This is a genomic window from Vibrio sp. 10N.286.51.C3 (genome assembly GCF_003050065.1).
Classification (GTDB): Bacteria; Pseudomonadota; Gammaproteobacteria; order Enterobacterales; family Vibrionaceae; genus Vibrio; species Vibrio crassostreae.
Genome location: NZ_PIGC01000002.1, coordinates 326975 through 339447 on the forward strand (window position 1 = coordinate 326975; position 12473 = coordinate 339447).

The following is a 12473-nucleotide window of genomic DNA, read 5'->3' on the forward strand; positions in this document are numbered from 1 at the left end:
TACCTTAAAGGTAAGAACTGAAGAAGTAAGAATTAGAGAGTCATTTTTATTTTCGACTTAGATAACGTGACAACCAAGAGGCGCCTTCAAAATGGTTATCACAAAGTTGTATGGCCTTCACTGCATCGGTTGGTGGGGTCTTACTTTCCCACATTTCATCTAGAATATTACCATCTAACTCGGTACCTCTCGCCAATGAATTCACTCGTTGGCAGTACAGTTTTTTGGCTAGTAACTCTTTATCCATAAGTATCACCTCTATTTTTGGCCAAGGCGTAAATGCCTCGGTTGAAGTTCAAATGCGTACTACGGTCAAAACTTTAAAAATGAAGCTTCTGCCTGTTTTCCTATCTAAAAACTGATATTTCCACATCAAACAATTTATCAAAGCGATAAATGAGCAGCAGAATTTGTTGAAACCAACTTGATAATAGATTAATTATAACGGTGATATTGCGGCTCAGTTCACCGTTCGACGGCCTGCATTTAATTTGAAGAATAAAAATATTTCATGGAAGTAAGATGCAAATGGAAAGAAAAACTTTACTAACACATTGTACTGATGCCCCGGGCCTCATCTCTAAGATCACCAACATTTGTTATAAGCACCAACTCAATATTATTCACAACAATGAGTTCGTAGATAACACAAGTGGCCACTTCTTTATGCGCACCGAGCTTGAAGGGTATTTCAATGACGAAACCTTGCTTGCCGATTTAGACCAGGCGCTGCCACAAAATACGAAGCGTAAACTTGTTGATTCATCTCGCAAGCGTGTTGTGATACTCGTGACCAAAGAGGCGCACTGCCTTGGCGACATTCTAATGAAGAACTTCGATGGCAGTTTAGACGTGGAAATCGCAGCAGTGGTTGGCAACTATGACATTCTACAAAGCCTAACCGAGCGTTTTGACATCCCTTACCACCATGTTTCTCACGAAGGGCTAAACCGTGAAGAGCATGAGAAGAAGATGCTAGAAGTGATTGACCAATACGAGGCTGATTACCTTGTTTTGGCTAAGTACATGCGAGTACTGACTCCGGGGTTTGTTGAAAGGTACAACCACAAGATCATCAATATCCACCACAGCTTCTTGCCAGCGTTTATCGGTGCGAAGCCATACCAACAAGCGTATGAGCGTGGCGTAAAGATCATTGGTGCAACGGCACACTTCGTGACTAATGATCTCGATGAAGGACCGATCATTAAGCAAGACGTTATTCCAGTGGATCACAACTTCAGCGCGAAAGACATGGCGCAAGCGGGTCGTGACGTAGAGAAGAACGTATTGAGTAAGGCGCTAAACAAGGTGATCAATGATCACGTCTTTGTTTACGGCAACAAGACTGTGATTCTGTAAGTTGCTAATTTAAGTTCGACTTCCAGCTAGAATCCAATAAAAAACGCGCAATAGGGTTAACCCACTGCGCGTTTTTTTATATTTAATGTTCAGGGTAACTTTAAGAGATTCCCGACTACGCTCCTTCGTCGCTATCGGGAATGACGTCGTTCTCTAGCTAGCAAAAACTATGGCTCGGAAACATCCACTCAAACCGAATGATTGTAAGGCTCAAGCCCAGCCCACGTCCGTCATTCCGACGAGCCTAGGCGAGTTCAGGAACCTTTTCCTAGCGACTCTCTACTCAAATTAAGCCTGTTCAGATTCAACAATACGCTTAAGTGAGTGTGGGTGCAGCTTGATGCAAATCCCTTGATGTTTAAAAGCCACTGTTGGGTTATTCAAGCGTTCCCCCTCGCCTTTCGGACTAGAGAGTTTGATCTTAATACCTTGCTCAGCCAGCGTTTCAAAGTTAGCAGCGAACTGCGGGTAAGTTTCTTTAAGATCCGCTAGATACTCATCAGCCGTTTGGGCATGAGACGGAATCACAAACTCTACATGTTCCCAATCTTGGCTTGGGTAAATCTTACCTTCTGCTGGATATGGCAACTCCAAGCATTCAATTTTCCAACCAAGGCTTTGCAAGGGTTCATCGAAAGCCAACACCACAATTGGACGACCATTGATCATCGCCTCTGAAATGGTAGAGCCGTACTCAGACCATGCTTGATGAGCAGATTTGGCTAACTCAGTGTCATTGATTCGCAGCGCAATATGATCCGCTTGAGCAAAGCTTAAATCCAAACCTAATGTATTTCCTAGGTTCTCGATTTTTGCCATAAAGGTATCAAGGCGGGCGATCATTTGTTGTGGTTCTAGTTCAGCTTGCTTCAGGCTCATCATCATTGTCTGCGTTCTCCAAATAATGGCTGCATGTTATCAGTTTTGCCTTTTGCAACAAGCGTTGCTTTTACAAAAGATACTCAATAACTATGTTCTTTCCGATCCTTAAACATGCAAACGCGTCTTGGTAAAAGTCGATTGTCAAAAACCACTCAGGAAATGTTAATTTTCTATCAATTCGACCTATAAGAAACCCCACAAAATTGGTATGATTACCGCCATTTCTGTGAACTTAAACAGAGTCTGCTGCTGATTTTGGCATTAAATCGTTAACTAGAAGCATAATTAACCAGTTTAATGACCAAGAATTAACGGCCACTCTTATCATCCTTGAATTGAAGGAAACGCGTGTGAATATCCAAGCACTTATTAATGACAAAGTATCTCAGGCTCTAGAAGCCGCTGGCGCACCTGCAGGCTCTCCTGCTGCTGTTCGTCAATCTGCAAAACCACAGTTTGGTGACTACCAAGCAAACGGCGTTATGGGCGTTGCTAAACGACTAGGCACTAACCCACGAGAATTTGCTCAAAAAGTATTGGACGTTCTAAACCTAGACGGTATCGCGTCTAAAGTTGAAATCGCAGGTCCGGGTTTCCTAAACATCTTCCTAGATGAAGCTTTCCTAGCAAAACAAGCAGACGCAGCATTGGCTGACTCTCGCCTTGGTGTTGCAGTTGCTGAAACGCAAACTATTGTTGCGGATTACTCTGCACCAAACGTTGCTAAAGAAATGCACGTTGGTCACCTACGTTCAACTATCATCGGTGATGCAGTTGTTCGTACTCTAGAATTCCTAGGCCACAACGTTATCCGTGCTAACCACATCGGTGACTGGGGTACTCAATTTGGTATGCTTATCGCAAACCTTGAGCGCGTTCAGGCCGAGTCTGGCGAAGTTTCAATGGAACTTGCTGACCTTGAAGGCTTCTACCGTGAGTCTAAAAAGCTTTACGATGAAGACGAAGAGTTCGCAGTTAAAGCACGTGGCTACGTTGTGAAACTGCAAAGCGGCGACGAGTTCTGCGCAGAGATGTGGAAGAAGCTTGTTGACGTTACAATGATTCAAAACCAACGCAACTACGATCGTCTAAACGTATCTCTAACATGTGATGACGTAATGGGCGAAAGCATGTACAACCACATGCTGCCAACTATCGTTGCGGATCTGAAAGAGCAAGGTCTTGCTAAAGAAGATGACGGCGCACAAGTTGTATTCCTAGACGAATACAAAAACAAAGATGGTGACCCAATGGGCGTTATCATCCAGAAACGTGACGGCGGCTTCCTATACACAACAACCGACATTGCTTGTGCAAAATACCGTTTTGAAGAGCTAGGCGCAGACCGCGTACTTTACTTCATCGACTCACGTCAGCACCAACACCTAATGCAAGCTTGGACTATCGTTCGTAAAGCAGGTTACATCCCAGAATCTGTTTCTCTTGAGCACCACGCGTTCGGCATGATGCTAGGTAAAGACGGCAAGCCATTCAAGACTCGTGCAGGCGGTACTGTTCGTCTTGCTGATCTTCTTGATGAAGCAGAAGTTCGTGCAGCACAACTGATCGAATCTAAGAACCCAGAACTAGCAGAAGACGAGAAGAAAGTGATCGCTAACACGGTTGCTATGGCAGCGGTTAAGTACGCAGACCTTTCTAAGCACCGTACTACTGACTACGTGTTCGATTGGGACAACATGCTTGCGTTCGAAGGTAACACAGCACCGTACATGCAATACGCATACACTCGTGTTGCTTCAATCTTTGCTAAAGCTGGCATTTCTATGGACTCTCTTGAGGGTGAAATTAAAATCACTGAAGAGAAAGAGAAAGCACTTATCGCGAAACTTCTACAATTCGAAGAAGCGGTACAGTCTGTTGCTCGTGAAGGTCAACCACACATCATGTGTAGCTACCTGTTCGAACTAGCGGGTCAATTCTCTAGCTTCTACGAAGCATGCCCTATCCTAGTTGCTGAAGACGAAACTGTTAAGCAGAGCCGTCTGAAGCTTGCTGCACTAACAGCGAAGACTATCAAGCAAGGTCTATCGCTTCTAGGTATCGATACTCTAGAGCGTATGTAATTCCCTTAGGGTTACAAAGAATAAATACAAAGGTTGATGTGAGAGCATCAACCTTTTGTTTTATCTAACGTATACTGAATTCAAGAAATCGAAATGGATAATAATAATGAGCTTTGAACTTCACCCACAGTTAGCGAAAGACACCACGCTTATCGGCGAGTTTCCTCTGAGCCTAGTACTACTAAGCAAAGATAACGCAGTGCCTTGGGTTATCTTGGTACCAAAACGTGCCAACCTGAAAGAGCTGCACCACCTACCAATGAAAGAGCAACAGCAGTTCTTACATGAATCTCAAGCGGTAAGCCAAGCACTAGAAGCAACGTTCCAACCGGATAAGCTCAACCTAGGCGCGCTGGGTAACATGGTGCCACAACTGCACATTCACCATATTGCGCGTTTCAAAGATGACATTGCTTGGCCTGGTCCTGTATGGGGCAACACCAAAGGTGAACAACGTAGTGAAGAAGAGCAAGCTGCTATTCTGACTCGTATTCAGAACGTTCTGTCACTAAGCTCTATCTTTAAGAAAGCTTAACCTTCTGACACAGGTGATGCCTCCTAGCTAGGTATCACCATTATTACCACTGCGTAATAATGATTCACAAAAACACCCAATTATCACAACATAGACTCCCACGTATACTCTCTTGCACACAACATAGAGAGAGCATCATGAAACAAACCTTCAACTTATTTCGTCATATCAGCTGGATCGCCATCATCTGTTCTATGCTCGCTTCCCTACTCTTATTCTTTATGGGAGCAACCAAGACTTACTCTGCTTTTGCGATCTTCATGCTCAATCAGGTACCACCAGAATCGCTCGCGCATTTAGACACAACAGATATCGCGATCTCGTACTTGATTAAGTCTCTGGATACATTCTTGATTGCTTTTGTACTCTTCATCTTTTCTCACGGTGTGTTCACTTTATTCATCTCGGATAAAAGTAATACCGCGAAAAGTGACCAGCAAATCAATAAAAGCAAAGTACTGAGTTGGATAAAAACACCCAACATTGGTCACCTGAAAAACATTTTGGCTGAAGTGATTATCATCATTCTCTTCGTGAAATTTTTGGAGCTTGTGCTCGTTAATTTCGACAGCATTGGATGGGACATTTTGGTTCTTCCAGTATCCATACTGTTACTGAGTATCGGCCTTAAAGTTCTTGGGTTAGGTGAGACCAAAGAGTCTTAAGTCTATAAACACAAACAAAAAAACCGCAGTTCATAGGCTGCGGTTTTTTATTAGATATTGACCAAACTACATCATCACATTCAGCGACAGGCCATCTTGTTTGCTGATGGTGTAGCGAACACGTGTTGTATGACCATGCTTGTTGGTGTCGACCAAGCGAGATACTTTCCCTTTCTTAACCCACACACTCAGCATCGCATCGACGCCATCTTCACTCATGCCAAACTTTGCAGCGAGTTCTTTACGAGCCGCAACACCTTGGCTATCAATGTATTGATGAAGTTCAGTTAAAATCATACGACTTGCACCTCTAGCGCTTTCTGCTTGCTACCGACTTTCTTGAAAACGCGGTAGGTAATTACAAAGCCACCAGCAATTGCCACCATCCACACTGCACTTGTCACCGGATGTGCAGCAAAGTTTGCTGCTTGGTAGTAGAAGGTCGCACCAAAGTAACCAAGCGCCATTGTCCAAACCGCAATAAAGCGTGCAAACATTTGACCAAATTCACGAACGTAAGCACCCATCGCTGCCACACAAGGCGTGTAAAGCAAGATAAGGATTAAGTAAGCAAATGCAGCATGACCAGAAACAAATTTGTCTTTTAGGTTACCGAAGATTGATGAGTCTACCTCTTGCTCTTCAGCAACTGCGCCTGAATCGCTTAAATCGCCAACCTCAATACCTAGCGGATCTGAGTAACTCAAGCCTGATAGGTTTTCAGGGATCGTCATTACCGCTTCTTGCAAGCTTGCTGCCAAATCGAATTCAGCTGCTTCTTCGGCTGATGGTGTTGTGTAAAGGCTATTCAACGTGCCGACTACCGCTTCTTTCGCGAAGATACCAGTGATGATACCTACTGTTGCTGGCCAGTTTTCTTCTGTGATACCAATTGGTTGGAATACAGGGGTCACTACTTGAGCTGCCTTAGAAAGTACTGAATTTTCGCTGTCTTCGTTACCAAAACTACCGTCCATACCTAGTGAATTTAGGAAGCTAAGAATAGCCACAACCATCACGATGGTTTTACCTGCGCCCAGTACGAAACGCTTTAGCTTCTGCCAAGTTTTCAGCATTACGTTTTGCACTGTCGGCAGTTCGTAATCTGGCATTTCCATCACTAAGCTATCACTGCTACCCGGGTAGATCGTATTTTTCAGGAACAGCCCCGTAAATACAGAAGCAACGATACCCATGATGTACAGAGCGAATACTACGTTTTGGCCAGCGCCAGGGAAGAATGCCGCTGCGAACAATGCGTATACCGGTAAACGAGCACCACATGACATAAACGGCGCCATTGATGCTGCCAATTTACGTTCGCGCTCTTGGTCAAGAGTACGAGTTGCCATGATTGAAGGCACGTTACAACCAAACCCTAGTACAAGTGGGACAAATGCTTTTCCCGGCAGACCAATCTTTTGCATCACTTTATCAAGTACGAATGCAGCACGAGCCATGTAGCCTGAACTTTCTAGCACCGCTAAAAATAGGTAAAGCGCTGCGATAACTGGAATAAAGGTCGCAACGGTTTGAATACCGCCGCCAATACCATCAGCAAGTATAGTAACTAACCAAACCGGCAAATGACCATCCAATAAGTGGTGTCCACCATCAACTAATATTGCCCCAACACCAATATCGAAGAAATCGATAAACGCACTACCGATATTGATAGAGAACATGAACATTAAGTACATGATGACGAAGAAGAAAGGAATACCGACCCATTTGTTCAAAATGAATTGGTCTGCTTTCTCTGTAAAGTTTCGGCTTAGTTTGCCTTCGCTGCGACGAACACGTTTACAAAGGTCATGTAAGAAAGTGTACTTAGCGTCAGCAACAGCAAGGTCAATATCGAAATCGGCACCTAGACGCACATTGTCAATTTGAGTGCGAGTTTGTGGAGCCAGTCCATTCAATACCAAGTAGTCATTTTCTAAAGCACGAATCGCGAGCGCTCGGTGAGATACGTCAGCATCATCAAATTGTGACTCAACAGAAGGGATGAGAGCTTCTAACGCGACATCGTAATCAATAGAGATAGGGTCAAGACTCACACCCTGAACAAGCAGTTTATGAAGGCGTTCTTTAAAGCGAACTACTTGACCTTTGTCGTTTGCGGACAAGCTCAGAACTGGGCAACCTAGCTCTTTCTCTAGCGCTTTAAGGTTAATCACCTGACGCTCGCGCTTTAATACATCCATTTTGTTCAACACAACGATCATTGGGCGACCCAACTCACGTAGTTGTAATGTCATGTATAAGCTTCGTTCTAGACAGCTAGCATCAACAACATTGATGATCACATCTGCAGGGTGAGTCAGAACAGCGCGAGACGCGATAGATTCATCGATGCTGTTCGCGTCATTACCACTGTCTAGCGCGTAAATACCGGGTAAGTCGGTAAGCTGGAACTGATCACCTGCGTGTGAGTATAAACCCGTCTTCTTTTCTACGGTGACACCAACCCAGTTACCAACGTGCTGCTTGGCACCAGTTAGTGCATTGAACAGTGTTGTTTTACCACTATTCGGGTTACCAACGGTAAGAACTTGATAATCCATTTAGATAACCTCGATTTGTTCTGCAATGCTTTCACGAATGGCGATCGAAACACCTCTCACTTCAACTTGAAGCGGATCCCCCATAGGTGCACGGCGGATAAGCGTCACCTCGGTTTTTGGCAACATACCCATGACCATAAGTTTTTTTCTTACGTCTGGAGTTAAACCTGTTAGTGCAACAATAGAAGCCGCCTTTCCTTGCTCTAGTTGTGAGAGTTTCATAAATACCCAATTCGTGACTGATAATGAGAAAGATTGTTATTACCGCCATGATACACATACATGTCCACAATTCCATTGTGTGAAATCAATGTTTTCGAAAATACATACTCGTAAATTTCGTTAAAAACGTTTACGTCAAAAACGTTACTTTCAACAATTAGCGAGAACTACCTCACTAGTACAAGTCGCCCCCGCTAAAAACAAACTGAAAATTATCAATCACTTAAAATAATGTCGGTTTTCTCATAGCCTTCTGTCGTTAATTTTATAAGTAAAATAAGTACCTGAACGTATAGTTATTCCATCGAAGAGAAACTCCTTCTCTTTAATTTTATTCCAGAGGTGATATGGCTTTGCTATATCACTCCGGCAGCAAGCGAAGGTGTCATTGGCACCCGTGGTATAGTCCCCCCGGCTATACCACGATATTTTTTTTCTTCTCTTTTGTTTTATCCCAACAACCTTTTTGCACTCCATATTAATCTCGTATCTCGTATCTCGTATCTCGTATCTCGTATCTCGTATCTCGTATCTCGTATCTCGTATCTCGTATCTCGTATCTCGTATCTCGTAGGAACATAAAAAAGCCCCAACACGAATGTCGAGGCTAAAGTATCTTTATCTATGTTCTATTATCTGCAGCTCACTACTCTTCGTTGTTTTCCGCAAATTTAGATGGTGACATACCAAAGTGGTGCTTAAACCTTTGACTGAAATAGGAAGGGTCATTGAAACCCGAATCAAAAGCGACGTCAGATATCTTTTCTCCAGCGAGTAAGCGCTCGCACGCATGCTCTAGACGTACTTCATTCAAGTGCTCTTTAAAGGTCTTGTTGTAAGCCAATTTAAAGCGCCTCTGCAAGCTTCTCTCAGACATGAACAAATACTTGGCAGCAGTTGCAGTGCTGAACTCAGCATCAGCGTAGTTTTCACTCACAAGCTGAGACACTCTGTTCTTCCACTCTTGTTCCGCTGTCAGTTTTTGCTGCTCTGGCGTTGAAGCGGTAAGTTTAATGGTTTCAATCTGTTCAATTGTGCTGGCTTCAAGATTATCGAGTACTTGATATTCAATTGGCCACGAAAGCTGAACCTTATTTTGAGATTCCGAAACAAAGGCGTTAAGCTCGCCACCGCTTTGATTCATCAATAGAGGCAGCTTTTCGATGTTAAGATCGGTCGACTTTCCGGTATTGTCACTCATACTTGATGCCAGTTTAGGGAAAGGCATCCCATGATCTCGAATGGTAACAACAAGATGCTCCTTAACCTCTTCAACCAGAACCACCATACTCTGAGACTTAAAGTTTCTCTTGATGATGCTCGCAACCAAGCTATTGAAGATAATATCGAGATTAAAATACAGCAAAGAGACATATCGTTGCTTTGTTTCGACTTTAATATCCAGTTCAATACCGGCTTTGGCTAAGTCATCTTGCCAAGCTTTGAGTACCGCCTCTAAGATTAAAATTATATCGTAACAAACTTGCCCTTCCCCTTGAGGGGTATTACTCAATTGAGCTAAGCCATTTTTCAAGGTTAGAATTGGCGACTTCCCGTGCTCGTCATTCCAATTAGGGATCATCGCAGCAATATGATTCACTTCAGAAGAGAGTTCATTGGCAGTGTGAGATACAAGCGCATTCTTAACCGATAGCTGCTTTTTAAGCTGTTGATTGGTCGTAAGTAGTATACGGCTTTGGTGTCTCAATTGATCCGTCTTCAATGCAACTTGCGCTTTTAAGTGCCTGTTGGCAAAAGTGACATAACGCGAACGCCAAAACACCAAGATAGTTACAACGCCAATCAGTAACATCAGAGAGCTTGCTGCAGCCCAATTCGTCAGATACCAAGGCTCCGCAATCGAAAAACTTTGGTTCGTTGACACAAAGCGGTAATGGGAGTCCTTAACCGGCTTCACTTCAAGTGTGTAATCTCCAGGAAGAAGATGGTCGAGCGTTAACAATCCCCCTTCAAACTCACTCCAAGGTTCATCATCGCTCAGTCGATACTCCATCGCAGGCGCGAACGTTGCTGGTAAGATGCCTAGCTTAAAACCCATCGAGGAACCATAAGGGATCTCATCCAGTTCAGCCGTTCTTCCGCCAAGAGATACCGTTTGTTGATCGACACTTATCTTACTCAATAAGGCACGGCTATGAGGTGTTGTTGATACCAGTAATTCGTTGGATAATGCGCTGACTACGCCATACTTTGAGCCGAAAACCAACCTCGAAGATTGGCTCTCTTCGCTGTAAAACAGAGCACATGCTCCCGCCGCCAATTCATTGGTGATCAAACCAAATGGTGAACCGATGTGTTTATGCAACTGTCCATCCAACCCGTAATAACTGATGCCTTTCGAAGAGCCTAACCACACACCATTATCATCGCTTATCAAGCAGTTAGGGCTAATATTATCTTCAACAAGCGTGATTTCTTGAATAATAGAGCTGTCATCAGGGATTCGATACACGCCATAACTGCTTGCAAACCACTGAGCCCCATCCTTCGCTTTTTCAATATCGACGACTTTGCCAAAACGCTCGCTGGAACGACTAAAACTAATTCGTTTATCAATGAACGAGTAGAAGCCATGGTCAGTGCCTATATAGATACGACCGAGCAAGCCTATATTGAGATCAGTGATCTTCGCAGGCAAAAACTTGTCGACTAACCAGTCAGTGCCATAGCTCGTTAGTTTCATGGTTTCGATAGATAACGAATAAAGGTTTTGCCCAGAAGTCATCCAAAGTACGTTGTCTGCCTGAAGCGCAAAGTTTTCAACGTGTACTCCCTTAATCGGCCTTGGTAAATCAAGGGCTTCAGGTTGTAGCGTTTCCGTATTTAGACTAATGATGCCTTCTTCGGTCGCCAACCAAATTGACGAGCCAAAAATCTCAAAATCATTAACGGAATTAGAGTAAACACGAATTGGATTCTCTTCACTTTCAGAATCAACCAAGTAGAGCCCCATTGAAGACGCGACCCAAGATAACTGGTCACTGACAGGCAGTACTTTGTTGATCACCACACTACTCGAATGCATGCCCATACCAGTTAGGGGCGTTCTCGAAAAAGTTTTGCTGAACAGTGAGAAATATCGGATACCGTTGTTTGTCGCAATCCACATGCCACCAGCATGGTCATTGATCAATGAATATATTTTCTCACCCGGTAACGAGAAGTCTTGATTGGCGGCTTGTTTGAATCGAGTAATTTGTCCCGTAATAAAATTGTAGCTAATAAGGCCGTGCTCTGTACCAATCCAATACTGGTCCGAAGTTTCGGCCAACGAGAGAACATGCGACCCTTTAACGATGGTCTCTTTATCTGGGTTCGCGAGATCAACAATCACAGCACCATTTAAGGTACCAATCACTAACTCACGTCGAGCATTCGAAAAATAAACCGTCTCAATATGGCTCTTGTTTGATGCGGTGACATGGGTAAACTCTTGATTCTCTGAAAGGTAAACACCTGAACTGGTCGCCAGTACCCACTTTGACAGCACCCACTCCGCATCGTTAATCGCAATGTCACTACTGTTATTGTATCGGTACAATTTAAGTAAAGAGTACGTGTTGAATTCTAAAGATTGAGTGTTGTAGGTATAAAAATTACTGCCGTCAGTGACCCAAATATAATCGCCTGATGCACCGATATTCGTTATTTCAGCGCCGGGACTTAGGCTAAACGCCAATTCATTGCCAATTCCTGGGCTATGTCGATACACCTCGTTGTCGAAAAATGTCCAAAACTCATCATTAAGAAACGCGACTCTTTCTGAAGAAAATTGCAGCAAGCTACCTTTGCGAGGAAATAAGGTTCGGCCATCGTAAAAAAGTATTTTTCCATGCACATCATGAACCCAAAGCCCACCTCCAGCACCTAGGTACAAGTTTTTAGCCGCAAGAAAATTCCCTTGCGCTTGAACGGGCAAAGGATAGAAAACGGAGGGTGATGTATTTACCGCTAGAACGCTAAATGAAATGCTCATAAACATGAACATTTTAAAGATAATTCGATACAACTCTTAATCCTGAACAGCAACAACGCATGAAATTTTGGGCACCACAACGTCTTATCGTTGCTGAACCAAAAACTGAGTTTTTTTGTGATTATTATTATCTTTCTATTTTAGCGGAAATTAGAAAAG

10 protein-coding genes are annotated in these 12473 nt (G+C 43.5%); 4 read left to right on the forward strand and 6 right to left on the reverse strand.

From position 1 onward, the window contains the following. Positions 1–46: 46 nt before the first annotated feature. Positions 47–247, reverse strand: coding sequence for a hypothetical protein (locus CWO27_RS03185; protein WP_107898532.1), 201 nt, complete (start codon positions 245–247; stop codon positions 47–49). Positions 248–528: 281 nt separating this feature from the next. Between CWO27_RS03185 and purU the strand changes: the two genes are divergently transcribed. Beyond that, positions 529–1362, forward strand: a complete 834-nt coding sequence (purU, locus tag CWO27_RS03190; RefSeq protein ID WP_048660881.1) for a formyltetrahydrofolate deformylase — start codon at positions 529–531, stop codon at positions 1360–1362. Between the two features lie 288 nt (positions 1363–1650). Here purU and CWO27_RS03195 read toward each other — a convergent pair whose 3' ends face one another. After that, positions 1651–2247, reverse strand: coding sequence for a VOC family protein (locus tag CWO27_RS03195; RefSeq protein WP_019826161.1), 597 nt, complete (start codon positions 2245–2247; stop codon positions 1651–1653). A gap of 347 nt (positions 2248–2594) precedes the next feature. On the opposite strand from CWO27_RS03195, the gene argS reads away from it, so the two are divergent. The 3 genes from argS to CWO27_RS03210 all read left to right on the forward strand — a co-directional run bounded on the left by argS (position 2595) and on the right by CWO27_RS03210 (position 5528). Next, entirely contained in the window at positions 2595–4328 is a 1734-nt protein-coding gene (gene argS / locus CWO27_RS03200; RefSeq protein WP_107898533.1) for an arginine--tRNA ligase, read from the forward strand. A gap of 106 nt (positions 4329–4434) precedes the next feature. Further along, positions 4435–4863, forward strand: coding sequence for an HIT domain-containing protein (locus CWO27_RS03205; protein ID WP_048660843.1), 429 nt, complete (start codon positions 4435–4437; stop codon positions 4861–4863). A gap of 137 nt (positions 4864–5000) precedes the next feature. After that, on the forward strand, positions 5001–5528 hold the full coding sequence (locus CWO27_RS03210; protein WP_102433590.1) for a YqhA family protein: 528 nt from the start codon (positions 5001–5003) through the stop codon (positions 5526–5528). A 66-nt stretch (positions 5529–5594) separates the two neighbouring features. On the opposite strand, the gene CWO27_RS03215 is transcribed toward CWO27_RS03210, so the two are convergent. The 4 genes from CWO27_RS03215 to CWO27_RS03230 form a co-directional block, all read right to left on the reverse strand. Continuing rightward, positions 5595–5825, reverse strand: coding sequence for a FeoC-like transcriptional regulator (locus CWO27_RS03215; protein WP_048660845.1), 231 nt, complete (start codon positions 5823–5825; stop codon positions 5595–5597). Continuing rightward, on the reverse strand, positions 5822–8095 hold the full coding sequence (gene feoB, locus CWO27_RS03220; protein WP_181359707.1) for a Fe(2+) transporter permease subunit FeoB: 2274 nt from the start codon (positions 8093–8095) through the stop codon (positions 5822–5824). The genes CWO27_RS03215 and feoB overlap by 4 nt, the downstream gene beginning before the upstream one ends. After that, positions 8096–8317: a FeoA family protein gene (locus CWO27_RS23525; protein WP_004734203.1), complete on the reverse strand. Its 222-nt coding sequence runs from the start codon at positions 8315–8317 to the stop codon at positions 8096–8098. It lies immediately after the preceding gene. Between the two features lie 646 nt (positions 8318–8963). Further along, positions 8964–12347, reverse strand: a complete 3384-nt coding sequence (locus CWO27_RS03230; RefSeq protein ID WP_057622315.1) for a helix-turn-helix domain-containing protein — start codon at positions 12345–12347, stop codon at positions 8964–8966. Positions 12348–12473: the final 126 nt, after the last annotated feature.

Coding starts and splice junctions, on each gene's coding strand:
- CWO27_RS23525 (WP_004734203.1), bottom strand. CDS start 8,317: ATGAAACTCTCACAACTAGAGCAAGGAAAGGCGGCTTCTATTGTTGCA.
- feoB (WP_181359707.1), bottom strand. CDS start 8,095: ATGGATTATCAAGTTCTTACCGTTGGTAACCCGAATAGTGGTAAAACA.
- purU (WP_048660881.1), top strand. CDS start 529: ATGGAAAGAAAAACTTTACTAACACATTGTACTGATGCCCCGGGCCTC.
- CWO27_RS03195 (WP_019826161.1), bottom strand. CDS start 2,247: ATGATGATGAGCCTGAAGCAAGCTGAACTAGAACCACAACAAATGATC.
- CWO27_RS03205 (WP_048660843.1), top strand. CDS start 4,435: ATGAGCTTTGAACTTCACCCACAGTTAGCGAAAGACACCACGCTTATC.
- CWO27_RS03215 (WP_048660845.1), bottom strand. CDS start 5,825: ATGATTTTAACTGAACTTCATCAATACATTGATAGCCAAGGTGTTGCG.
- CWO27_RS03210 (WP_102433590.1), top strand. CDS start 5,001: ATGAAACAAACCTTCAACTTATTTCGTCATATCAGCTGGATCGCCATC.
- CWO27_RS03185 (WP_107898532.1), bottom strand. CDS start 247: ATGGATAAAGAGTTACTAGCCAAAAAACTGTACTGCCAACGAGTGAAT.